This is a genomic window from Persephonella sp., from assembly GCF_027023985.1.
Classification (GTDB): Bacteria; Aquificota; Aquificia; order Aquificales; family Hydrogenothermaceae; genus Persephonella_A.
On sequence record NZ_JALVTW010000037.1, the window covers coordinates 36,510 to 61,318 of the forward strand.

Sequence of the window (24,809 nt, forward strand, 5' to 3'; positions counted from 1 at the left end):
CCACCTAAGTATATAAAAATTTCAAAACATTATAAAATTATTTAAATCATAACCGGCTTTGGAGAGTTGAATGTTCAGAGGAAAAGTAAGAAGAATACATTTTATTGGCATAGGCGGTTCCGGTATGAATGGAATCGCACAGGTTTTACTAAACCAAGGATTTACCGTCACAGGCTCAGACCTTAAAGAAAGCCAGACAGTAATATCCCTGAAAGAAATGGGTGCCAAGGTTTTTATAGGCCATGACCCTAAAAATGTAGAAGGTGCTGATGTTGTAGTTTATTCCTCAGCTGTAAAACCAGACAATCCGGAACTTGTAAGGGCAAAAGAGCTTGGAATTCCAACTATTCCAAGGGGAGAGATGCTTGCTGAACTTATGAGGTTTAAATATGGTATAGCGATAGCAGGAAGTCACGGAAAAACAACAACAACCTCTATGGTTGGCTTTATACTGGGAAAAACCGGATATGACCCAACCGTTGTTATTGGTGGAAAGCTCGAGGCTTACGGTAGTAATGCAAAATTAGGAAGAGGTGAATTTATAGTCACAGAATCAGATGAAAGTGATGGTTCTTTTTTAAGGCTTACTCCCACAATTGTTTCCATAAATAACATAGATATGGAACACCTTGGATTTTATAAAAATCTTGATGATATAAAACAGGCATTCATCCAGTTTGCAAATAAAGTTCCATTCTACGGGGCTGTTGCTGTTAATATAGACGACCCAAACATAAGGGATATACTCCCCCAGATAGAAAAAAAGGTCATAAAATTCGGTCTTTCTGAAGATGCTGATATCCGTGGATACAACCTTCAGGTTATAGATGGTAGATATAAATTTAAGGTAAATGATTTTGGGGAAATACATCTTTCAATCCCAGGAAAACATAATGTTTATAATGCTTTATCAGCTATATCCATTGCATACGAGCTGGGGGTTCCTTTCTGTGTTGTTAAGGAATCCCTTGAAAACTTCAAAAATGCCAACAGAAGATTTGAAATTAAACATACAGACGATATCACAATAATAGATGATTATGCCCATCATCCGACGGAAATACAGGCAACTATTAAAGCTGCCAAGGAAATGTTTCCAGATAAAAGACTAATAGCAGTGTTCCAGCCCCACAGATACACCCGTGTTTTTTCCCTTTACGACCAGTTTGTTGAATCTTTTGATATTCCTGATATAACCGTTATTACTGATATATATCCTGCAGGAGAAAATCCAATAGATAGCGTAAGCGGCGAAAAACTTGCACAGGATATAAGAAGTAAAACAGGTAAAAATGTTTATTACAGCGGTGATTTACAAAAAACAGCTAATCTTTTAAGTTCTCTTATCAGAAAAAATGATGTGGTTTTAATAATGGGAGCAGGAAGTATAACTAAACTTGCAGATATGCTTGCTGAAAAACTGAAAAACAGGAGGCAGGTATGAGATTTGGTTTTGTAAATAAAGATAATATGTCCCTCCTTACTGATCTTTATGAACTTACTATGGCGCAGGTTTATTTTAAAAAAGGAATGAATAAAACTGCTATTTTTGATTTTTATACAAGGCCTGTAGAAAATAGGTCATATCTTATAAATGCCGGACTGGAGCAACTAATTTATTACCTTGAAAATGTTAGATTTACCGAGGAAGATATAGATTATCTCCATTCAACAGGTTTTTTTCAGGAGGATTTCCTTAAATATCTAAAAAATTTCCGCTTTACAGGAAATCTATATGCAATTGATGAAGGGGAAGTAATTTTTCCTAACGAGCCTGTTGTTCAGATTGAAGCACCTATGATTGAAGCCCAGATAATAGAAACATTTCTCATAAATACTTTACAGCATCCTATTCTTGTTGCCACTAAAGCAATGAGATGCTATTCGGTGGCAAAGGGAACTGTCCTTGTTGATTTTGGTCTCAGGAGAGCCCATGGAACAGATGCCGGAATGAAAGCTGCAAGGGCTTCATATATAGGGGGATTTGCAGGAACTTCTAATGTTCTTGCAGGTAAGGAATACGGAATTCCGGTTGTTGGGACAATGGCTCACTCATTTATCCTTGCCCATGCCGATGAAGTTCAAGCATTTAAAGATTTCGCATCTATGTATCCTGAAAACTCAATACTTCTGGTTGATACTTATGACACAATTCAGGGTGTTTACAATGCAGTTAAAGCAATAAGAGAACTTGGTTTTAAATGGTTTAAAGGAATAAGATTAGACAGTGGAGATTTATTAACACTTTCAAAACAGGCAAGAGAAATCTTAGACAAGGAAGGATTTAAAGATGCAATCATTATTGCCAGCGGAGGCATAAATGAATACAAAATAAAACAGCTTTTAGATGCAGGGGCTCCGATAGATGGATGGGGGGTCGGAACAGAGTTAGTAGTTTCTGCTGACCTGCCTTATCTGGATTGTGCATATAAACTTGTTGAGTATGATGGAAAAGCTGTTATGAAATTCAGTAAACATAAAAAAACCCTTCCCCACAAAAAACAGATATATAGATTTTACAAAGACGGCCTATTCCATAAAGATATAATCGCTAAATTTAATGAAAAAATAGAAGGTGGGGAACCTATACTAAAACAATATATGAAAGATGGAAAACTTATCAGAGAATTACCTTCTCTTACAGAAATCAGAGAGAAAGCAATAAACAATCTGAAAAAACTACCGGAAGAACTAAAAGATATAGAAAAAACCGTTCATGTTTTACCGGAAATCAGTCCCCAGATAGAAAAAACAATGAAAGAATTAGAGAAAAAATATTTAGGTGGAGAAAAATGAGAAAAATCCTTACTTTGTTTTTGCTTTTAATAACATTTTCTTACGGTAAACCCCTTATTGTAACAACAGTAAAACCAATAGCAGATATAATCTCTGCTGTAGAAGGGAAAAAAGTGGAATACCTTATTCCTCCTGGAGTATCTCCCCATGTTTATGAATTCAGAATATCCCAGCTAAAAAAGGCATACAAAGCAGATCTTTTTGTTTTTCTGGGAACAGGGGAGCCAAAACTCACAGGTTTACTGGAAAGCATTCCAAAAAACAAAAAGATAAAAGTAATAAATATCCCTAATCTAAAACTTTTAAAAGATGAAAATGGAGACATACATCCTGCACTATGGCTTGACCCTGATAATGCAAGAGTAATAGCAAAATACATAACAAATAAACTTTCTCAAATAGACCCAGTCAACAAAGAGGTTTATCAACAAAATCTTGAAAAATTTTTAAAACAAATAAAAGAAATCAAAGAATACGGGAAAAATAGATTCAGCAAACTACCTGATAAAAAATTCATCTCATATCATTATGCATGGCCTTATTTTACAAAGGCATTTGGACTTGAGTATATAGGTGTTATAGAAATGGGACATGGTAGAGAGCCTACTCCACAGCATTTACTGAAAATAATTTATTTGATTAAAAAATACAAAATATCTGCTATATTTGCAGCAAAGCAGTTTTACAATCCAAGATATACCAAACTGATTATTGACCAGACAGGTATAAGAGTTGTATTTTTAGATCCGTTCGGAATAGATAAAGATTATATTCAAATGCTCAGATTTAATATTGACCAGATATACAAAGCAAAAACTCAGTAAGTATAATCGCATTTAAAATCTTTTATTTCAGGCTGGATGGTAATATGGTTTATGCCATATCTATCCAGTCTTTCTTTTAGCATTTCCAAAATTTTATTAAAGTCCTCTATTGAGGTTTGATTTTCAAGTAAAATATGGGCTGACAGATATATATCTTTACTGGACAAAGCCCATACATGAATATCATGAACATCTTTTATCTGAGGGATAGAAAGTATTTCCTTTTTTATATCAGCAACGTTTACATTTGAAGGGGTGGCTTCCATCAAAATCATGTAACTTTTCTTAAGGACAGGAATTGTTTCTTTCAGAATATACAAACTAAACAGTATTGATATAAGAGGGTCAACCCAGTAAACCCCGTAAAAATACATAATAATTCCACCAATAACCACCCCAAGAGAAATTCCCGCATCGCTAAGTAGATGTAGATAAGCAGCTCTTATATTCAAATCTTCGCGGTGATGGTGGTCTTCTTCTCCGTGATGATGGTGATGATGAAAACCAAGTAGCCATGCAGAAAATCCATTGATTACAAAGGCTATTCCCCCGATAACTATCAGATATATACTCTGAACCTCTTCAGGTTTAAATAGCCTTTCTATAGAGTTAAGGATAATTAGAAATATAGCACCAAGCAAAAATGCGGAGTTTATAAAACCTGCCATTACTTCGGAACGGAGATATCCAAAGGTCATCCTTTTAGTTGGCTTTTTTGCCATAAAAACAACGGCTATATATGCAATTATTAGAGAAACGACATCCTGAAAATTATGGATAGCATCTGTAAGAAGTGCCAGCGAACCTGAATAAAGTCCTGCGATAATCTGGGCTATCACAATCAGAACATTAAGGGCAATAGCAATAAAAAGCCTATTTTTATTTTCCATTTCTACACCTTGCACTTAACAGGATACATTATACATTTTAAAGGCTTTTTAACTTTTGACTATGATAAAATTTGATAAAGCTATGGAACAGGAAGTTTTAACATTCAAAACAGAAGAAAGTGGAAAAAGATTAGACCAGTTTTTAGCCTCGGCATATCCGGAATTTTCAAGGTCTTACTACCAAAAATTAATCAAAGACGGTCTGGTTTATATAAACGACAAACAGATTAAAAAACCTTCAACTAAAATAAAAGAAGGACAGGAAGTCAGGTTAATCATTCCACCACCGGAAAAAATAGAAATAGAACCTGAAAATATCCCTCTTGATATATACTACGAAGACAAGGATATAGCCGTTATATATAAACCGCCACATATGGTTGTCCATCCCTCTCCGGGACATACTTCCGGAACACTGGTAAATGCACTGCTTTATCATTTTGAAAATGTGTCTGAGTTTGGTGGCAGAGAAAGGGCAGGAATTGTTCACAGACTTGACAAAGACACTGCAGGTTTAATGGTTATCGCTAAATCAGAATTTGCCCACAAGGAACTTCAAAAGCAATTCCAAAACAGAGAAGTGGATAAAAGGTATATAGCAATAATAACCGGTATCCCTGAAAAATCTTACGGACTAATTGATATTCCAATCGGCAGGTCAATTTATAACAGACAAAAGATGGGAACAGTAGCAACAAATCTCAGGAATGCACTTACAGAATACTGGGTTAAACAAGTTTGGGAAAAACATAATCTAACAATGGTTGATATAAAACTTCATACAGGAAGAACCCATCAAATAAGGGTTCATTTTTCCACAATAGGACATCCACTACTAAATGATAAAATCTACGGTTTTAAAAAAAGCAAACTGCCAACACCGGAGGCACAAAAAGCATCAGATATGCTGGAATACCACGCCCTTGTGGCATATAAATTAGGATTTAAGCATCCAAGAACTGGGGAATGGAAAGAATTTCAATTAAAATCCTTACCAGAGCCTTTATCGGAGATAATAGAAATCTTATCAAAATAGCTTTTTAGCCTGAAGTGCAACAAATGAACCTTTCCCATAACCTTTAATTACCTGTTCAGGCTCTTTTATCTGGTCAAGCATTTTAAAAACAGTTTGATAAAAAACAAAATCCCCAAATCCCGTTTCTTTTAGCAATGAAACCACTTCTTCTGTTGAATAAAATGTTGCATATTTGTAAAAGGGATTTTCCTCTTTATGCTCCAGATAAAACTGACCTAAAGGAGAGTTTTTATCTATATATCCAAGGACTATATAACCGTTTCTTTTTAATATTCTTGCGGCCTCTTCAAAGGATTTTTTCAGGTTATCAACAAAACATATTGTTGTTACCATAAGGACAAAATCAAATTGATTATTTTTGATAGGTAGTTTTTCAGCTATTCCTCTAACAATCTGAATTCCCCGATTTTTTGCAATCTGTGCCATCTTTAAAGAAGGTTCAACTCCGTATTTAATACCAAAAGGAACAGAAAACCTGCCTGTGCCTGTTCCTATCTCTATACCTTTTCCTTCCGGAATAACTTTTTTAAGGGCTTCTATTTCAGACAAATAAACAGGATGATGTTTTTCAAACCACTGTTCATATCTTTTATAAAAATGCTCAAATGGTTCAATTTTTGGCATTTATCTCGATAGGCTCCTTCTCATAGACATACTTGATTAATACGTAATTAATCATCTTGTTAAATCGAGACCTTTTGTTTTCTGTCTTTACTTTTTTCAAAACTTTAAGGACAAAACTATGGGGAATAATACCAAACAAAAAGGCAGAAATTAAAAGAAAAGGAATTCCCGGGATAACCGGAAAAACAATTCCAAGCACCCCGAGGAAAAGAAATATAAAGGCAAATATAATTTTTTTCATTTTTTCTTAGCTGTTTCTTCAGCAAATTTTCTGATTTCTTCATCTGGAATATCAAGTCCATGTTCTTCTACATACTCTTTTAATGCCTCATATATTTTTTCAGGCTTTGAAAGAGCTCTTCCTTTATCTGGAGTAGGGTCTTTTACAAGACCGTAAATCTGTCTTCCTTCATGCCATTCTGGAAGGTATTCTGTAATTGGGAGGCCTTCTTCTGTAGTAAATAGTAAGCAGTGGCAGTATTTGAAAATCTGCATTTCATTACATGCACATATCCATCTTCTTTTTTTAACTTCTTCCTGTTTATCTGGATAGAAATTACATGGACAGAGTGGTTTCCCAAGTTCATCCACATGGGCTGCAAGCCCCTGTATTACAGCCTCTGCAGCTTCTTTATTTGGATTTACCACTGTTCCAGATTTTTCGGCAAAATTTTCCGCAAATCTTTTCATCTTCTCCAGTGTTTCCGGTTTGACCTTTATCATTTATGCCCTCCTTTTTTGCATTATCAGTAAATTATAAATTAATACGCTATTTTCAAAAAACAAAAGATAAATATCATAAATTTCGAATATCTACATAACTACCAGATGGGATATCTTTAAGTTTATCCATCTTATTCATAATATTTTCAACAGCCTCTTCCGGTGTCATTTTAGGAGCATTTTTTATCCTTTTGACCGATGGAAACTTATTTTCATCTGCAGATAAAACAAATTCCTCAAGCATTGGAGTCATTATCAAACCGGGAGCAAGGGCTATTATATGGGTGTTTTCCATTTCCCGTGAATAAAGTTTTACAAGCATATTCAATGCAGCTTTTGAAATGGAATATCCGTGCCAGCCTCTATTTCCGTTTACGGAAGCCCCTGATGATATCGTTATTATCTGTGGAACTTCTATTTTCAAATCCATAACACAATCAAGTATTATTTTATTTGCCCATACGTTAACATCCATCATTTGTTCCATTTCATATATGGGAGTATCATGTATATCTTTTAGAGGAGTCAAAAGACCTGCATTTAATATCACAAAGTCAAGCCTTTTAACATTTTGAAGAAGTTTTTGTGTAGAAGGATATACCGTTTCAAGTGCAAGTAAATCACATTGCTGGAAATGAATTTTTTCCTTAAACTCCTCTGGTAAACGTCTGCTTAAAGCATATACCTCATATCCTTCATCAAGAAAATACTTAACAAAAGCATAGCCTAAACCTGAACCTATTCCTGTTATAAATACCCTTTTTTTCTCCATCTCTTTCTTTTCTCCTGTTTTTATAATATTATACTTTTAATGGTTAAACTATCTTACAAAGGCAACTTTCTGGTTCACAGTAAGCATAAAGAACTCCTTGAAAAGCATTTTAAGGAGTTTTTATCAAAAGAAAGGGGATATTTTGTCCTTCCAGGGATTACAAAAGTCTATAATAAAATTCTGTTTTTATTTGATGAGAAAGATATTGACCCTTCCTGTTATCTTTTTCCGATTATTTCCAGTGAAAATATTTCAGGAAAAACAAAACAACTATATTTTCAGATAAATAAAAATTTCTTAGATTTTGTTAGAAAAAAACCTCAAGATATTAAACCAAAGGACATACAGGCATACCTCAATTATCTTAGAAATGAAAATAAAAAACCCAGCACAATAAAAACATCTTATATGGCACTCAGGCTTTTTTATGAAAAATTACTTAATGTAATTAACTTTTCAGATATAAACCTTCCTCAGTTAAATGAAAACATACCTGAGATTTTAACCAGAACTGAAATCAAAAAACTGATTTCCCATATTAAAAACCCAAGACATAGAATTATTATAGGGCTCGGATATTGCTGTGGTATGAAATTAAATGAGATTCTTTCCCTAAAGATAAAAGATTTAGATCTGAGTGAAGGAATAATTAATATAACCGGTAAACATTCCAGAAAAATCATATTACCTGGAACAATCTTACAGGAGCTCAAGTTATTCATTGAACGTGAAAAACCTAAAGATTTTATATTCTCTTCCAAAAAATCCGATACTCCTATATCACCAAGAAGTGTTGAAATAATGTTCAAAAACAGTCTTAGAAAAGCTGGGCTTCCCTCACGATATACCTTTTCTATATTGAGGGATACTTTCGTTGTTCATATGCTGGAAAAGGGAGTATGTTTGAATCATATTGCAGATATTTTAGGAATTAAGAAAACACATCTCCAGCAAAGATACAGCTTTTATATTGAAAATAAGAAATTTTATAAAATTCCTGACATGCTTGATTTTTCAGATGTTGCCTGATTAAACTGGACAATTACCTCTATCTGTAAAAATCAGCTGGTCAACAAATTCAACAAGCCATCTTTCAAAGTTTGCTTTATCCGGAGATTTAGATTCAATCCATTGTTTATCATACATTATAGTAGTATCAAGATGTTTCTGTATTTCCTCATCTCCAAAATCTATAGCCACTGTTTCATCAATTACCAGTAGCTTTATATCCTTTTCATTAAGAGATTTAATTAATTCATCATTGGATTTATCAAATTCATCATAGGTAAGTATAAAATACTTGTGTTTTAAAACTTCTTTCCCTTCTTTTTCCACTACATAATGGATATCTACTAACTTTTCAACTACCGGCTTTTTGAATTTTATATTTCCGACAACTAATTTCTCCATTTTCCTCCTCCCAGGCCTTTTATAAAAAATTATTCCTCATAAAGAATTTAACAATATTTGAAGCAAATAACAGTCTAAATCTATTAATAAGTAAAAACTACCGATTAAAAATAGTTATTTAGGCATAATAGGAACTGTCATGATATCTTGTGATAGTTTTCCTGTTAAAGATTTTAAAAATGCTTCTATATCTTCAACCTGAGTTTTTGATAAATCTTTTCCCAGCTGGACTTTCCCCATTATCCAGATTGCTCTTTTTAGACTTTTTACCGAACCATCGTGGAAATAAGGAGCTGTCATCTCAACATTTCTTAAAGGTGGAACCTTAAAAACATATCTGTCTTCTTCCTTTTTAGTAACAATATACCTTCCTAAATCTATCTTTTTACTTTTTGTATACTTCCAGTAAGGCTCAACTATACCAAATTTTTGATACATAGTTCCCCCTAAAAGTGCTCCTGAGTGGCATGCTACACAACCAACGGAGATAAACGTTTTTAATCCTCTTTTCTCTTTTTCTGTTAATACATTTTCATTTCCTCTTAAAAACTCATCAAATCTTGAAGGAGTAGAAAGTGTCCTTTCCCATGCTCCAATCGCTTTTGCATAATTGTCAACAGTTATTGGATTTTTATCGTGAGGAAATGCTTTTTTAAATAGCTCTTGGTATCCCTTTATTTCTTTTAGTTTTTCTTCTACCCACTGGTAAGAAGGAGCGCCAAATGATCCTTTACCAAGTAATGCCCTTTTTGCCTGATCTTCAACGTCTTTTCTATCTCCTCTCCAGTGCTCTGATATCTGTCCTGCTGCATTAAAAACAGTAGGGGCATTCCTTGGATTTTCCTTTGAAAAATTCCCCCGTGATTTTGGAAGTTTATCTGTTCCGTAATATTCAATTGGATGGCACTTTGCACAACTTGTTGTGCCGTCTATTGATATTCTTTTTTCATAAAATAGGATTTTCCCAAGCTTTATTTTTTCCGGAGTTAAAGGATTTTCCTTAGAAGGAAAGATTTTTGGAAGAGGTTTAAAATACTGCTTTGCTGTTTTTAATAAATCGCTTTCAGCAAAAGAAAAATTAAAAGTTAGGGCAAGCCCTAATATAGAAAATATTGTTTTTTTCATATCTAATTCCTTTTTATTCCCATTCAATTGTGCCAGGAGGTTTTGAGGTTATATCATAAACTACCCTGTTAACCCCCTGAACTTCATTTATTATTCTCCTCATTATCCTGTCTAACAGGTCATAAGGAAGTCTTGCCCAGTCTGCTGTCATTCCGTCTGTTGACTCAACAGCTCTAACGGCTATTACCTTTTCATATGTTCTGTAATCTCCCATAACTCCTACGGTATGGATAGGCAGTAAAACAGCAAAAGACTGCCATAAATCCCTGTATAAGCCTGCTTTTTTAACTTCTTCTACAACTATAGCATCTGCTTCCCTGAGGATATTCAGGTCTTGTTCATTAACTTCACCAATTATTCTTATTGCAAGACCCGGTCCCGGGAATGGCTGTCTGTATATAATCTCGTCCGGAAGACCAAGCTCTTTTCCAAGCTCTCTAACTTCGTCTTTGAATAACTCTCTTAACGGTTCAATCAGTTTTAGGTTCATTCTTTCAGGCAATCCACCGACGTTATGGTGAGTTTTAATAACGGCTGAGGGGCCCTTTACAGAAACACTTTCTATAACATCCGGATAAAGAGTCCCTTGAACAAGAAACTCAACATCTGGGATTTTTTTGGCTTCCTCTTCAAATATCTCTATAAAAAGATTTCCTATTATCTTTCTTTTTTGCTCTGGGTCTGTAATACCTTTTAGTGCATTTAAAAATCTTTCCCTTGCGTCAACTACTATAAGCGGAATATGGAAATGGTCTCTAAATGTTTTCTCAACCTGTTCCCTTTCTCCTTTTCTGAGAAGACCATTATCAACAAATATACAGGTAAGATTATCTCCAATAGCATTATGGACTAAAACAGCTGCTACAGATGAATCAACACCACCGGACAGAGCACATATTGCTTTTTTATTTCCAACCATTTCTCTAATTTCCACTTCCTTTTCCATAAGGAAACTGCCCATTGTCCAGTCCTGTTTGCAACCGCAAATCTCAACGGCAAAGTTTTTAAGAATATCTTTTCCCATATATGTATGGGACACTTCCGGATGAAACTGAACTCCCCAGATTTTCTTTTCTTTATTTCTTATAGCTGCAAATGGTGCGTTATATGTTCTTGCTATAGGCTCAAATCCTTCAGGAAGTTTTGTTACCCTGTCCCCGTGGGACATCCAGACATGTATCTCATTTGGAATATTTTTAAATAAATCCTCATGGTTTAGTATCTCAAGCTCTGCTCTACCATACTCGTGTCTTTCTGCTTTTACAACTTCACCACCGAAATGTTGTGTTATTACCTGAAGTCCATAGCATATTCCAAGTATTGGAAGACCAAGCTCATATACCTTTTCATCAGGCTTAGGTGCTCCCGGTTCATAAACAGATGCAGGACCTCCTGAGAATATAATTCCTTTTGGATTGTGTTTCTTTATCTCTTCAATGGAAGCGTTATAAGGCAAAATTTCACTGTAAACATGAATCTCTCTTATTCTCCTTGCTATAAGCTGTGTATACTGTGAACCAAAATCAAGAATAACTATTCCCTGATGTTCCAAGTTTGCCTCCTTAGACAAAAATCTCTTCTAATTTTAACATCTCATCAAGTTCATCTTCATAGAAAAATCTATCTGAACCATAAGGCTCTAACTCATCTAACCACATAGCCTCAGGGTTATATTTTGCAAAGAATGGCTTTCCTACCCATTCAGGATTTCTTCCTTGCAGAAAATCCAGAACCATAACTTTTTCATTATTAAATTCGGCTACACCTAACATTCTGACTTTTCCGGGTGTTGCAGACATTGATGGCCCTTTTACTGTTCTGGCTATTCCACTTATAGAGCTATAAGCCTTTCTAAATATTTCCCAAGCTCTTACCAGTGGAACTCCGAAATAATGCTGGGCTCCTGTATCCCTTGCCATAAACATATAATAAGGAATCATATTCATTTGAACCTGCTTTTTCCACATAGTTGCCCAAGTTTCTGCACTATCATTTATATGTCTAAGAATAGGAGATTGTGTTCTGATAATAGCTCCTGTTGAGAGAATCCTGTCAACTGCTTCTTTTACTTCTTCTGTTTCAAGCTCTTGATAATGATTAAAATGAGCCATATATGCAAGATGATATCCGGCTTCTCTAATTTCTCTGAAAAGTTTTATAAGGTCATCTGCATCATCATCGGTTGTGAATCTATATGGCCAAAATGCAAGTGCTTTTGAACCGATTCTTATTGTTTTTAAATGAGGAATTCTTGCTTCAAGAATAGGCTCTATATATTGTCTTAAAATTTTTGTTTTCATAATAAGAGGGTCACCACCGGTAAATAACAGGTCTGTGATTTCAGGGTGAGCCTTTATATACTCAATCAGTAGTTCAACCTCTTTCATTGCAAACTTAAGCTCATCTATTCCAACAAACTGAGGCCATCTAAAGCAAAAAGAACAATATGCGTGGCAGGTTTGCCCCTGTTTTGGAAAAAATAGAATTGTTTCTCTGTATTTGTGCTGCGCTCCGTGAAGTTTTTTTCCATTTATTTGAGGAACATTATATTTCTGCCCTGCAGGGTGAGGATTAAGTTTCATACGAATCTCATTTGCCTTCTCCCTGATAACTTCTTTTGGTGCATTTTGTTTTAATAAATTTGCTATTGCTTCATAATCTTCATCAAGAAGCATTCCTCTCTGGGGAAATGTTAATCTAAAAATAGGGTCTTCTAGGGGATTATCCCAATTAATAAGCTTTTCAACGACATAATTATTCGTTTTAAACGGAAAAACCTGTGCCACAACTTCGATATCAAACTGCTGTTCAGGGGTAAGTTTTTCTCTTACCTGTGGTATTTCCCTGAAATTGTGCACAGTATAACTTCTATATTTCATTCTATAACCTCCAAAGTATTATAAAATATGAAATTTTAATAATGCGGGATGGTTATTATATATAAATGATATTTTTGTTTCAAATGAGATAAAGCATATTTTTTAAAAGCCTCGTTTTAAATAGATTTAATGGAACAATAGGGAGAAAAATTATGGAAAAAAATTGTTTTGAAACAGAAATTTTTAAAATTCATGGAAATGAGGAGAAATTGACCAATCCTAGAATATATTGCGCAAACTGGCTTAAAATAGGTTATAAAATTGAAGACTTATTTCCTGAGGACTGGAGCTGGTGTATTGTTGTTCGTTATAAACCTTTTTTTCTATGTGTAGCTCGCAATGGTAAAAAAACCGGATAATATAGGGTTGTTATATTGATTCAAAAAGACCATTTTTTACAATTTTACCTATAATTGAAAACTTTATGAAAAATTTCTATAATTTGAGAGGGAGGGATAAATTGAGATTAAAATTATCTTTTAGCTCAGATTTAGAATATATATCTCTGCCACTGCATCATAACTACGCACTTCAAGTTATGTTATACAAAAATTTACCAAAAGTTCTTTCGGATTTCTTGCATGACATGGGATTTTTTTATAAAGGAAGACCTTTTAAACTATTTACTTTTTCCAAAATCCAGTCAGAACATTTTGTTCCTCTAAAAAAATTTAAAAAAATAAAATACAAAACACCTATTACTTTATTCGTATCCTCTTCTATATCAGACATTACCAAAAATCTGGGAGAAACATTTATAAAAAAGGACAAAGTAATTTTAGGTAAAAATATCCTTTTCTTAGAATCTATAGAAATACAACCTTTGCCGGAATTTGAAGAAGAGTTTTATATAAAAACTTTATCCCCTATCACAGTTTATAGAACATTTGAAAACGAAAAGAAGTATTATAGATACTACTCCCCACAGGAAAAAGAATTTAATGAGCTGATAAGAAAAAATCTAGCAAAAAAATACAATATCATCACTGGGGAAGAAATTGAAAATTTCCCTATAGAAATAAAGCCTGAAAATATTAAAAAAGTTCTTTTCAAATATAAAGATTTTCCAATAGAGGCTTATGAAGGAATTTTCAAAATAAAAACAAAACCAGAAATGTTTAAAGTTATTTACGACGCAGGACTTGGAGCAAAAAACTCCCAAGGCTTTGGGATGATAGAGATAATGTCAGAAGATTAGAATAAAAGGTGTTAATAGTAGTAAAGAAAAAAAGGAGCTACTATGGAAAAAATTACATTTGAATGTGAAATTATAACTCCGATGTTTATGTATGGTGGAGATGGGAAAACCTTAGAACTTAGGCCTTCCGAATTTAAAGGAATGCTTCGTTTCTGGTTTAGAGCTTTACATCCAGAATTGCCTATTCCAGAATTAAAAAGAAAAGAAAATGAAATCTTTGGAAGTACTGATAGAAAGGGTAGTTTTAGGATAAAAGTAGAACAAATTACATCGATTTGTAGATATCACTTATTACCACATAAAAATAGAGCAAACATACCTGCTTATGCCCCACATCAAAAGTTCAATATAGAGTTTTTATTTCAAAATCTAAAAAATAAAGAAACTATAAAAAATTTATTCATTTTATCAACAATTATAGGTGGTTTTGGGAGAAGAAGCCGAAGAGGATTTGGAAGTATAAGAATATCAAGAATTAATAATACAGAGTTTGATTATGCAAATCTTCAATTTATAGAAGGAATTCAAGAGTTAATAAAATCTATAAATCCAAATTTTAAATTTAACTTTAGAAAAGAGAAAAAGGAAGAAAATTATCCTTTTATTAGGAACGTAGAAATTGGAAATATAGCCTATAGTTCTTATGATGAAATCTTAAAACACATAGGGCAAATGACACATGATTGTAGATGTGGGAAAGCAAAAGTTTTTAGTAACATAGACCGATTTGTTTCTCCTTGTTATGTGTCAGTAATAAAGAAAGATAAAGAATATTATCCAATAATCACCTCATTGAATATAGCTCTACCAGACAATCAAAAAGTATCGAAAGAACAATTGAATACAATTACAAATTTTAAAAATTCTATTCTTCAAAAGAAAAATCTATGCTAAGCAGGGAGTAATTAAATGGGTAAAGAATACATTTTCACATTCACTATCACACCTGTTCAAAGTTTTATATCGCAAGCGAGAAAAACAAGAGATTTATTTGCAGGAAGTCAAATTTTATCGGAATTAACGAAAGAAGCTGTAAAATTAGCAAAGAAAAAAGGTGCCGAAATTATAATGCCAAGTGGAGATTTAGAAAAAGCCCATTCGATTTCAAATAAATTTGTTGTAGTATTTAAAAATGTGGTAGAAGAAAATTTAGAAATAATTGGCAGAGATATTGAATTTAGAACCCTACTCTACTGGAAAAACAAGATAGCCAATGAAACCTTAAAAAATATAAAAGGAAAATATAAATCTATATCTAAAAATGAAAAAGAATTTTCATTAAAATTCAATGATCACATAACAAAATACTTCAATATCTATTGGCTTTTTTATCCGATAGAAAACAATTCTTACCAAAGCGCATATAAAGAAGCTGAAAAATATTTAGGAGCTATAAAAAACGTTCGATGTTTTGAACAGTTTGATACAGAAGAAAATCATAGAAAATGTTCAATATGTGGAGAAAGAGATGCAATTGTTTATAGAGATATTAAATTCAAAAAAAATGAGGGAACAGAACCAGCATTTGTATGTAAAAACTCTTTACTACTTCCAGATAGCTATCTTATAGAAAACAATGAAGGTCTTTGTGGAATTTGCTTTGTAAAAAGGTTTTATAACAAGAACAAATCAGGAGAATTTCCATCTACAGCAAAAATTTCTTTTCTCAATGTCAAGAATAGGGCTTCAGATATACTAAAAAACAAATTAGAAGAATATGAAAAAGACTTAAAACAAGGGGAACTTTTCAACGAACAACTCTATTATGAGGAAAATTTAACTAAAAAATATTTCGAAGACTACGGTTTAAATAAAAATAAATTATCTGAAGCAAAGAATAAACTTCAAGAAATTTATCAATTAGCAAAAAAAGACAAAATACCAATAACCAGATACTATGCTCTTATAAAATTTGATGGTGATAATATGGGCAAATGGCTAAGTGGAGAGTATTTGAAAGATATGAGTAAATTAAAAGATTTTCATAAAGCTTTATCTTATAACTTGTTAAAATTTGCGGAACATTCTAGAAAACACTTAGATGGCGAATTAGATGGAATACAAAGAGGCAAAACCGTTTACGCTGGTGGAGATGATTTTTTAGGTTTTATAAATCTAAAATACTTGTTTGAGGTTTTAGAATATTTTAGAAAAGCATTTGATGATTTAGTAAATTGTCCATTAGTTTGCTATAAAAAGGAAAACAAAAACCTAACCTTCTCAGCAGGAATAGTCATAGCTCACTACAAAGACCCATTAAGCCTTGTTTTAGATTGGGTTAATAAATTAGAAGAAGAAGCGAAAAGCTTAGATGACAAAAACGCTTTTGGAATAGCCGTTCTAAAACGCTCAGGAGAAATTAGAAAAGCTATATACAAATGGGATAAGCTTAAGTATATACAAAATATATATGAAAGTATAGTTGTAAGTGAAGAATTCAATAGCTCATTTATAACAAAATTAGAAGAAAGTTTTAGGAAAATTTTTATTGATTTTTATTTATATGAAGAAAAAAATTTAGAGAAAGTAAAAGAACAAATAGAACTAGAAGAAAAACAAAATTTTATTCTTGCTGAAAGTAAAAGAGTTTTAGAAAGAAGCTGTAATATTTCTGATAAAAAAGAAAAGAAAAAAGCAATAGGTTTAATGAATAATCATTTAAATCAATTAATAGATTACGAAAATTATAATCTTCAAAACTTTTTTGGAATGTTAAACATAATTAAGTTTTTAGAGAGGGAGATTTTAGTATGAAAATTCTAATAAACCCTTTTGATACACTGTTTTTTAGAGATGGCAAGCCCTTCTCTTTAGGAGAAGAAACCATAGCAAATACTTTATCATTACCTTACCCATCTACAATATATGGAGCGATATTATCTGCATATATCGCTCAAAACAACATACCTTTAACTCAGGAAACTTTAAATGAGCTAAGGGAAAATTTAAAAATATTAAATATAGCGTTATACGACGAAATTACTAAAAATCTTCTATATCCCGCCCCATATGATTTAGTTTCTAAAAGAGAAGAAAGTTATTCTAACTTATATCCTTTGTATCTGAATGATAGCACCCTATCTAATGTTAACTTACCTAAAATTCCAATGTTCAAAAATGGTAATGTAGAGAACTTTAAAGGATATATATATCAGCAAGACTTTAAAAATTATTTATCAAAAAATTCTGATGTAACAGATAAAGTTTCGACAAATGAAATTATTACTTCTGAATACAAAATAGGTATTGGGATAAATCAAACTACCAATTCTGTGGAAGAAAGCAAACTATATAGAGTTCAATTAACAAGACTAAAAAATGAAGAAGACATAAAAATAAAAATTTTCGTTGAATTTGATGGATTAGACCTGAATGATGAAGGATATTTAAAGTTAGGTGGGGAAAATAAAGTAGTTTACTACCAACGTTTAAATGAAAATATCGATGAAGAAATTAAAGCTATAAATATAGACGGAAACTCTTCTATTTTTAAACTTTACTTGCTTACACCAGCGGTGTTTAAGAATGGATACTTAGCAGAATGGATGAATTCAAAAGAATTTCAAAAATTTAAACCTGATTGGTGTGATGAAGAGATCGAATTAAAACTTTTATCAATATCCACAGGGAAGTATTTATCAATCGGAGGGTTTGATTTAAAAGAAAAAAGACTAAAACCCATGAATAGAGCTGTTCCTAGAGGAAGTGTATATTATTTTGAGACTACAGAAACAGATTTCAGCAAAATTATAAGATGCTTTCATTTTAGAAGTATTAGTGAATTCAAAGAATTAAGGAAGCAAGGATTTGGAATCACACTTGTGGGAAATTATATAGATAGGAGAGATAACTAATGATCGTAATAACAACAGTAGGTTCATCTTTAGTAGAAAATTTGTCTAGATTTTTAAACGATAAAGAATTTGAAAAAAAGTTTACTAAAATTGAGAAATGTAAGAAAGAAGAGTTTACAAAAATACGAAGATTTTTAGAATACTTTAGGAAAGATAAAAATTTAAAAGAAAAATATAGTAAAAATTGGATGGAAGACATTAAAAAGAAAGATATATATCGATATCTAAAAGATTTCTCTACACATTGTTTTCCAAATGCAAGTGCCGAACTTACAAGTCTTCACAAATTGAGAGAAAATTTAGATAAAGAAAACAAAAAAGATGAAGAATTAGATATCTATCTAATAATATCTGATACGAATGAAGGTTATTTTGTTGGAGAAATTTTAAAAGAAGCTTTAGAAAGTGAAGGTATAAAAGAAGAATTAAAGATAAATAAAGTTGAACTTAAATATATTGAAGATTTAAGAATAGACAGCACAGAAACTTTTAAAAATGGACTTAACAATTTAATTGACACAATATATGAAGTTGTTGCAAAGGATAAAAACAATCAAACTGTATATGGAAGCGATGAAGTAATCTTTAATATCACAGGTGGATACAAAGGTGTTATACCGTATATATCTACAATAGCTCAGATTTTTTGTTATGAAGTAGTTTATACATTTGAAAGCATAGAAAAAGAAAATGATTTAATTTCTGTAGAACCTTTACCAATAGAATTAGAGAAAAGTTTATTAGATTTATATTATCCATTTCTAAAAAATTTAGATAAATTATCGGATGAAGAAAAAGGGTTTCTAATAAAAAAAGGTCTATTAGATGGAAATAAATTAACTCCTTTAGGGAAAATTTTATTATTAACTTCTGAAAAAACTGTCTTTAAAGAAGATGCTTTTGGACAATTTGTAGAATATTTAGTCTATGAGTATTTTGTCAATCAATTTTTTAATAAAAAGTTTACGGAAAATAACTGTTTAGAAAATTTTACTTTTGAGAAAGTTGAAACCGGAAAATCTTTAGATATAGAAAAAACAGATATCGATATATATCTTGAAAATAGCGAAGAATTTGTCTGGATAGAAATTAAACCCATTACTTATCTATTAAAAGGAAAAAACTTTAAAAGTCTGATCAAACAAATCAAAAATAAACAACTGATCGAATTAAATTTTCTAAAGAAAAAAATCCATAAATACATATTGACTTTGTATTCATTCAGTATTGATGAAAAATCCTGTAAAAATAAATTCAAACTCATTAATGAAAATAAAATCTTACAGTTAGAGAAACTTTTTGAAAATAAAAAGGTAAAATTTGAAATTTGCTATTTCTGCCTATCACTTGCACCTAAAGATATAAAAGAGGGAAAAATAACATCGAGAACTTATCAAAAACTTTTTAAAAATTTCAAATTAAAAAACTTACAGAATCTCAAAAACATTTTGGAGGAATAGATTATGTTCAAAACAGCAATACCATTTTTTATAAGGGCAATAACTCCTGTCCATGCTGGGAGTGGGAATGATTTGGGAATTGTTGATTTACCTATACAAAGAGAAGGACATACAGGGTTTCCTAAGATAGAAGCTTCAACGCTAAAAGGAAGTATAAGAGATGCTTTTGAATTAGAAGCTAAAAGCAAAGAGAATGAAGAGGAAAAAATAAAAGAAGAAATAAAAATACACCTTATTTTTGGATATGATGGAACAAATGCAAGTAAAAGTATAAAAAAGTTTTTTGAGGAAGATTTAGACTTCATCCAATTTTCAAGTTCAATAGCCTTTGCAGATGCAAGGATTTTGTTATTTCCTGTTAAATCTTTAAAAGGTGTTTTTGCTTATGCAACCTGTCCTGCTGTTCTAAAAAGATTAGAATCTGATTTAAAGATGGCTTTATTAACAAATGAAATAAAAATAGATGACAGAGAATTTAAGGCTGAAATCTATAAAGTTGAAGACGAAGGAAAAGCTCTTGTTTCCAACGAAAGTAAATTAATTGTCAAAGGAAATCAAGTTGTTTTAGAAGAATATTTATTTGAAGTTGAGAAAAAACAGGAAGTCTCTGAATTAGCTCAAACTCTATCAAAACTTACAGGAATAGAAGAAGATAGCTTAAAAGAAAGATTAATAGTTCTATCCGACGATGATTTTACAGATTTTGTAAAGCTTTCAACAGAAGTTATAACAAGAATAAAAATAAATAACGAAACAGGAACAGTTGACCAAGGAGCCTTATTTACAGAAGAATACCTTCCAGCTGAAACTGTAATGTATTCAATAGTGTTTTTTTCTCCATTGTTTTTAGATAGGAGTAAGGATATAGAAGTAGAATCTGATAATAACTCCCAAAATTGCGAAGGTATAAAGAAAATTAAAAAAGACAATAAAACTTGTTTAACAGGAAAATTAGAAGATTTTATTAAGTGTAAAACAGATTTAAAAAATTTTGATGAAAATGAAGTAAAAGATTTCTTTGAGAAAAATTTTGAAAAAGATGGAGATAATCTTAAAATCCTCCAAATCGGTGGAAATGAAACTATAGGAAAAGGATTTATAGAAGTGAATTTGTTTAATAGTGAAGGAGGTCAACAAAAATGGCAACTGAATTATCAAATATGAAACAGAGTGAATTAAATAGAGCTAAGTTTGCTTATGATTGTGTAAATAGTGTTTTAGAAAATAGTTCAGAAATACAAGAAAAGTATCAGTCTTATGTAAAGAAAATACCTACTTATGTTCAAGTTAATGGCTTAGCAGGAACCTTTGCCTTTATTTTTTCTAAAAAAGGTAAGGGGAGTGCTTCAAAAGAAGCCTACAAAATCATATATGAACAAGTAAATGACTGGCTTCGGCAAAACTATAAAAAAAATAATGATAGTGAACTTATGGAATGGATTATAAATCAAGATCCGAAATTATACAAAGCAATAACCATTGAAATTTTGGCTCTCTTTTCATGGCTCAAAAGATTCGCAGAAGGAATGATTGAAGGAGAAGAAAGCAATGAGTAAAGATAAAAAGATGGAAGGGATAATAAAAAAATTACTAAAAGAGAAAAAAATTGGATTTATAAAAGCGAAAGATATAAATCAGGACATATTCTTTCATTTCAATGATGTTAAAAATAAAGAATTTCTAAAAGAAGGTGCCAAGATTTCCTTTAAATTAGAAGAAAATAAGAGAGGATATACGGCCAAAGAAATTTTTATTTTGGAACAAGAAAAGTACGTCAAAAGCAATCTAAATAATATTCTAAAAAATGAAGAGATTTCAAATTTTAATCTGAAGTTGAATAAATATTCTTATGCCAAGTTTATAATGAAAGATGAAAATACTATAAAAGATATTGAACTAAAATTGGATAGGATACCAAACCTCAACAAATTCTTGTCTGAAGATTTATACCATAAATTTATAAGTAGATATGTATCTGCGATAAAAAATTTAGAAAACAATACACACATAGTAAGAGAAAAAAGATTTAAACCAGAATACAAACTAATCATAGGTTTAGGAAGTCCTTCTATTTACGAAGTTTCGATGACCCTTCACCATATATATGGTATTCCTTATATTCCTGGACAAGCGATAAAAGGAGTTTTAAGAAATTATGTAATAAATGCTTTTAAGTGTTTTAATTTGAATGAGGAAGAAAGATTAGAAATTGCAAAGAAAATTTCAAATAATAAAGAATTAAAAAATTTTGAAGAGTTAGGAAAAGAAGAAAGACAAAAAGTTTATAAAGAGACTTCTAAAGAAAAGGAAAACAAAGCATTAAAAGACGAGCTTTTTAAATTCGTTTTTGGTTCACAGGATAATCAAGGAAACATTGTATTTTTTGATGCTTTTCCAGATGGAGAAATAACCATTGATATAGATATAATGAACAATCATTTCCCAGAATATTATGATAAAGGAAACCCACCAACAGACTGGCAAAAATTAAATCCAGTAAAGTTTTTAGTCGTAAAAAATACCCCTTTCAGATTTTTTATTGGAATGAAAAAAGGAATAAATATGCCACCTGATCTTAAAAAATTTGGTAGCGAGGAACTAATAACAACAAAAGATGAATTAATAAATTATATTTTTGAACTTTTAAAAGAAGCTTTAGAATTTAACGGTATAGGAGCGAGAACTTCTATAGGATATGGATATTTAAGTTCTAATCAAGGAAGATAACAATGCTAACAGCACTTAAAGACATTGGGCAGCTACTTTTAAATAGGGAAAATAAATCAGAGATAGATATTCTCCTTGAAAATCCTGATAGCAATGGAACATACAAAATAGTCTGGGCTTTAGAGTTTGATAAAAATTTTAACTTTAAAGGAATTTCTGTTGAAGAGTTTAAAGGAGAAAGCCCTTACCTCTATCTATATAAAAGAGCCTCTGGCTCAAATGCTCCAGATTTTTCTCCAACTTCAAGAGTTACAGAGGTAGAAAAAACATTTACAAAGAAGCTTTTAAGATGGCTTAAAAATCATAAAAAATTTCCAGAAATTCAGAAAATCTATGAAGAGCTTACTAAAAACAAAGAAGAGATAGTAAAACAGCTTAAAGAATTAGACTCACAAACAAAAGATGGAAAAATTTTAACCCTGAAAATAGATGGAAAATATCTTTATGAGATAGAAAACCCAGATTTCAAAAAAATCCTATTAGAAGATTATTTAGCAAAAATCAAAGAAATTTCTAAAAAAGACGCCATTTGTAGTGTTTGCGATGAGAAAAAGGAAGAAGTCTTTACTACTTCTTTGATTTATAAGTTTTATACACTTGATAAAGAATGCTACATAACATCAGGTTTTAGCAAAAAGAATGCATGGAAAAACTTCCCTATATGCCAGGACTGCTTTTTGAAAATAGATTACGGCAAAAAGTATGTTGAAAATAATCTCAAATTTAAATTCTATGGAAAACAGTATTATCTAATCCCAAAACTTATTCTAGACACACCAGGAGCCCTAGAAGAAATAAACGAAATCTTATCAATGGAAGCAGGAAAACTAACACTCTCAAAAGAAAAAAGAACAACCCTAACAGATGACAAAGATGAGATTTTAGATATTTTGAAGGACTACAAAGATGTAATTAGCTTTTATTTCTTGTTTTTGAAAAAAGACAACGCAGCAGAAAGGATACTTCTTTTAATAGAAGATGTTCTACCTTCCAGAATTCACAAAATCTTTGACGTTAAAGCTAAAGTTGATAAACTCTTTGGGCAAGATTATAACTTTGGAAGATTAGTAAAGTTCCTAAATGAATTTGATAAAACGCTTCTTGAAGTAGTTGATAAAATCTTTAGAGAAGGAAAGATTGATTTCAAAAACTTACTACAAATCTTTAACAGAAAATTAAGAGATGAGTTTTTAAATGGAAATAACTTTTCCTATACAGTGATAGACGCACTTATGAATGTCAGATTTTTAGAAGAACTTAGGTTAATAAATATAGAGGTAAAAACTATGGAAGAATCAAAATTTGAAAAAGTTTATGAAAAAGTAGGCAATTCTTTAAACACACCAGCAAAAAGAGGAATATTCTTACTTGGAGCATTGACACAGATGCTTTTAAATATTCAAGGACAAGAGAGAGGAAATACGCCATTTTTCAAAAACCTAAAAGGCTTAAAAATGAACGAAGAAGATATAAAAGGATTGCTCCCAAAGGTTATAAATAAGCTAATGGAATATGGCAGATTTGACAGCGGTAAAAGAGAACTTGCAGAAGAAATTGCAAAAAACCTCTTATCTCAAGATAAATTTGGTTTAAGTATTGATGAGATAAACTTTTATTTTGCCAGCGGAATGGCTTTATCAAAAGAAGTTGCTGATATGGTTTATGAAAATGAAAAAGAAAATCAAACTAATCAATAGAAAAATTTTTAAGAGGTGATAAAGATGAGTGAAACAATTAAAAACAGAAGGGAGTATTTATTTCTTTACGACGTATCTTTTGCAAATCCTAACGGTGACCCAAATGACGAAAACAAACCACGAATAGACGAGGAAACGGGAAGGAATATTGTCACAGATGTTAGGCTTAAAAGAACAATTAGAGATTATTTAAAAGATTTTGAAGGACAGGAAATATTCGTCAGGGAAATTTCAGATGAAGAAGGTAAAATTCAAGATGCAAAAGCAAGAGCAAAAGATTTTGACAATAATCCTGAAAGGATATTGAGTGAATGTATAGATGTTCGCCTTTTTGGTGGAACTATCCCAATTGAAACAGGTAAAAAGAAAGACAGTTCTATTACTTACACAGGACCAGTCCAGTTTAACATGGGGCAATCTCTTCATAGAGTAAAACTTGAGTTTATAAAAGGAACAGGTGCTTTTGCTTCAGGTTCAGGAAAAGAACAGAAAACTTTCAGAGAAGAATGGATACTTCCTTACTCATTCATAGCTTTCCATGGGGTCGCAAACGAAAACGCCGCAAAAGATACGGGATTAACAGATGAAGATTTAGCATATCTTAGAAAAGCCTTGTGGGAAGGAACAAAAAATCTGATAACCCGCTCTAAAAATGAGCAAATGCCAAGGCTATTGATAGAAGTTATTTATAAAGATGGCGTTCACTCACACATCGGGGAACTTCATAGATACATAAAAATAGAAAGCGATAAAAACGATGAAGAGCTAAGAAGCACCGATGATTTTGTTTTAAA

At 31.6% G+C, this 24,809-nt stretch carries 25 protein-coding genes; 16 read left to right on the forward strand and 9 right to left on the reverse strand.

What is annotated here, in order from left to right; all coding sequences use genetic code 11:
- The first annotated feature begins 70 nt into the window (after window positions 1–70).
- The 3 genes from murC to MVE07_RS10085 are packed head-to-tail and all read left to right on the forward strand — an operon-like array spanning window position 71 to window position 3,620.
- Window positions 71–1,444 carry a UDP-N-acetylmuramate--L-alanine ligase gene (gene murC, locus MVE07_RS10075; RefSeq protein WP_297457155.1) on the forward strand — a complete coding sequence of 458 codons (1,374 nt, stop codon included), beginning with the start codon at window positions 71–73 and terminating at the stop codon, window positions 1,442–1,444.
- Entirely contained in the window at window positions 1,441–2,796 is a 1,356-nt protein-coding gene (locus MVE07_RS10080; RefSeq protein WP_297457157.1) for a nicotinate phosphoribosyltransferase, read from the forward strand. Before murC ends, MVE07_RS10080 begins: the two co-directional genes overlap by 4 nt.
- On the forward strand, window positions 2,793–3,620 hold the full coding sequence (locus MVE07_RS10085) for a metal ABC transporter substrate-binding protein (protein ID WP_297457159.1): 828 nt from the start codon (window positions 2,793–2,795) through the stop codon (window positions 3,618–3,620). The genes MVE07_RS10080 and MVE07_RS10085 overlap by 4 nt, the downstream gene beginning before the upstream one ends.
- Here MVE07_RS10085 and MVE07_RS10090 read toward each other — a convergent pair.
- Complete coding sequence (locus MVE07_RS10090) at window positions 3,614–4,510, reverse strand: cation diffusion facilitator family transporter (RefSeq protein WP_297457161.1); 897 nt, start codon at window positions 4,508–4,510, stop codon at window positions 3,614–3,616. The genes MVE07_RS10085 and MVE07_RS10090 overlap by 7 nt on opposite strands.
- A 61-nt stretch (window positions 4,511–4,571) precedes the next feature.
- Here MVE07_RS10090 and MVE07_RS10095 point away from each other — a divergent pair, with 61 nt between their 5' ends.
- The gene (locus tag MVE07_RS10095; RefSeq protein ID WP_297457163.1) at window positions 4,572–5,546 is read left to right on the forward strand and encodes an RluA family pseudouridine synthase; all 975 of its coding nucleotides are present in this window, start codon (window positions 4,572–4,574) and stop codon (window positions 5,544–5,546) included.
- Here MVE07_RS10095 and MVE07_RS10100 read toward each other — a convergent pair.
- From MVE07_RS10100 to MVE07_RS10115, 4 genes are all read right to left on the reverse strand, one after another.
- On the reverse strand, window positions 5,538–6,170 hold the full coding sequence (locus tag MVE07_RS10100) for a class I SAM-dependent methyltransferase (protein ID WP_297457165.1): 633 nt from the start codon (window positions 6,168–6,170) through the stop codon (window positions 5,538–5,540). The two genes, MVE07_RS10095 and MVE07_RS10100, sit on opposite strands and share 9 nt — an antisense overlap.
- A complete protein-coding gene (locus tag MVE07_RS10105; RefSeq protein WP_297457167.1) occupies window positions 6,157–6,411 on the reverse strand; it encodes a hypothetical protein in 255 nt (84 codons plus the stop codon). Before MVE07_RS10105 ends, MVE07_RS10100 begins: the two co-directional genes overlap by 14 nt.
- Window positions 6,408–6,893 (reverse strand): ferredoxin-thioredoxin reductase catalytic domain-containing protein, encoded by a 486-nt coding sequence (locus MVE07_RS10110; protein WP_297457169.1) that lies wholly within the window; start codon window positions 6,891–6,893, stop codon window positions 6,408–6,410. The genes MVE07_RS10105 and MVE07_RS10110 overlap by 4 nt, the downstream gene beginning before the upstream one ends.
- 73 nt (window positions 6,894–6,966) lie before the next feature.
- The gene (locus MVE07_RS10115; protein WP_297457172.1) at window positions 6,967–7,665 is read right to left on the reverse strand and encodes an SDR family NAD(P)-dependent oxidoreductase; all 699 of its coding nucleotides are present in this window, start codon (window positions 7,663–7,665) and stop codon (window positions 6,967–6,969) included.
- A 39-nt stretch (window positions 7,666–7,704) separates the two neighbouring features.
- Here MVE07_RS10115 and MVE07_RS10120 point away from each other — a divergent pair, with 39 nt between their 5' ends.
- Entirely contained in the window at window positions 7,705–8,694 is a 990-nt protein-coding gene (locus MVE07_RS10120) for a tyrosine-type recombinase/integrase (RefSeq protein WP_297457174.1), read from the forward strand.
- Here MVE07_RS10120 and MVE07_RS10125 read toward each other — a convergent pair whose 3' ends face one another.
- The 4 genes from MVE07_RS10125 to MVE07_RS10140 all read right to left on the reverse strand — a co-directional run bounded on the left by MVE07_RS10125 (window position 8,695) and on the right by MVE07_RS10140 (window position 13,079).
- On the reverse strand, window positions 8,695–9,075 hold the full coding sequence (locus tag MVE07_RS10125) for a hypothetical protein (RefSeq protein ID WP_297457176.1): 381 nt from the start codon (window positions 9,073–9,075) through the stop codon (window positions 8,695–8,697).
- A gap of 114 nt (window positions 9,076–9,189) precedes the next feature.
- A complete protein-coding gene (locus MVE07_RS10130; protein WP_297457178.1) occupies window positions 9,190–10,200 on the reverse strand; it encodes a cytochrome c peroxidase in 1,011 nt (336 codons plus the stop codon).
- 13 nt (window positions 10,201–10,213) lie between these two features.
- A complete protein-coding gene (guaA, locus tag MVE07_RS10135) occupies window positions 10,214–11,752 on the reverse strand; it encodes a glutamine-hydrolyzing GMP synthase (RefSeq protein ID WP_297457180.1) in 1,539 nt (512 codons plus the stop codon).
- A gap of 10 nt (window positions 11,753–11,762) precedes the next feature.
- The gene (locus tag MVE07_RS10140) at window positions 11,763–13,079 is read right to left on the reverse strand and encodes a lysine 2,3-aminomutase (protein ID WP_297457182.1); all 1,317 of its coding nucleotides are present in this window, start codon (window positions 13,077–13,079) and stop codon (window positions 11,763–11,765) included.
- A gap of 152 nt (window positions 13,080–13,231) precedes the next feature.
- On the opposite strand from MVE07_RS10140, the gene MVE07_RS10145 reads away from it, so the two are divergent.
- The 11 genes from MVE07_RS10145 to cas7b form a co-directional block, all read left to right on the forward strand.
- Window positions 13,232–13,438: a hypothetical protein gene (locus MVE07_RS10145; protein ID WP_297457185.1), complete on the forward strand. Its 207-nt coding sequence runs from the start codon at window positions 13,232–13,234 to the stop codon at window positions 13,436–13,438.
- Between the two features lie 101 nt (window positions 13,439–13,539).
- Window positions 13,540–14,277, forward strand: a complete 738-nt coding sequence (gene cas6 / locus MVE07_RS10150; protein ID WP_297457188.1) for a CRISPR-associated endoribonuclease Cas6 — start codon at window positions 13,540–13,542, stop codon at window positions 14,275–14,277.
- A gap of 42 nt (window positions 14,278–14,319) precedes the next feature.
- Window positions 14,320–15,171, forward strand: coding sequence for a type III-B CRISPR module RAMP protein Cmr1 (gene cmr1 / locus MVE07_RS10155; RefSeq protein WP_297457191.1), 852 nt, complete (start codon window positions 14,320–14,322; stop codon window positions 15,169–15,171).
- A gap of 15 nt (window positions 15,172–15,186) precedes the next feature.
- Complete coding sequence (gene cas10 / locus MVE07_RS10160) at window positions 15,187–17,031, forward strand: type III-B CRISPR-associated protein Cas10/Cmr2 (RefSeq protein ID WP_297457194.1); 1,845 nt, start codon at window positions 15,187–15,189, stop codon at window positions 17,029–17,031.
- Window positions 17,028–18,131 (forward strand): type III-B CRISPR module-associated protein Cmr3, encoded by a 1,104-nt coding sequence (gene cmr3 / locus MVE07_RS10165; RefSeq protein WP_297457197.1) that lies wholly within the window; start codon window positions 17,028–17,030, stop codon window positions 18,129–18,131. Before cas10 ends, cmr3 begins: the two co-directional genes overlap by 4 nt.
- On the forward strand, window positions 18,131–19,591 hold the full coding sequence (locus tag MVE07_RS10170; protein WP_297457200.1) for a hypothetical protein: 1,461 nt from the start codon (window positions 18,131–18,133) through the stop codon (window positions 19,589–19,591). The genes cmr3 and MVE07_RS10170 overlap by 1 nt, the downstream gene beginning before the upstream one ends.
- A gap of 3 nt (window positions 19,592–19,594) precedes the next feature.
- Window positions 19,595–20,755, forward strand: a complete 1,161-nt coding sequence (gene cmr4 / locus MVE07_RS10175; RefSeq protein WP_297457203.1) for a type III-B CRISPR module RAMP protein Cmr4 — start codon at window positions 19,595–19,597, stop codon at window positions 20,753–20,755.
- Window positions 20,731–21,147: a type III-B CRISPR module-associated protein Cmr5 gene (cmr5, locus tag MVE07_RS10180; protein WP_297457206.1), complete on the forward strand. Its 417-nt coding sequence runs from the start codon at window positions 20,731–20,733 to the stop codon at window positions 21,145–21,147. Before cmr4 ends, cmr5 begins: the two co-directional genes overlap by 25 nt.
- Window positions 21,140–22,318, forward strand: a complete 1,179-nt coding sequence (cmr6, locus tag MVE07_RS10185; RefSeq protein WP_297457209.1) for a type III-B CRISPR module RAMP protein Cmr6 — start codon at window positions 21,140–21,142, stop codon at window positions 22,316–22,318. The genes cmr5 and cmr6 overlap by 8 nt, the downstream gene beginning before the upstream one ends.
- Before the next feature lie 2 nt (window positions 22,319–22,320).
- Window positions 22,321–24,015 carry a TIGR02556 family CRISPR-associated protein gene (locus MVE07_RS10190; RefSeq protein ID WP_297457212.1) on the forward strand — a complete coding sequence of 565 codons (1,695 nt, stop codon included), beginning with the start codon at window positions 22,321–22,323 and terminating at the stop codon, window positions 24,013–24,015.
- 24 nt (window positions 24,016–24,039) lie between these two features.
- Window positions 24,040–24,809: type I-B CRISPR-associated protein Cas7/Csh2 (gene cas7b, locus MVE07_RS10195; protein WP_297457215.1), on the forward strand; the 770-nt coding region annotated here is incomplete at its 3' end.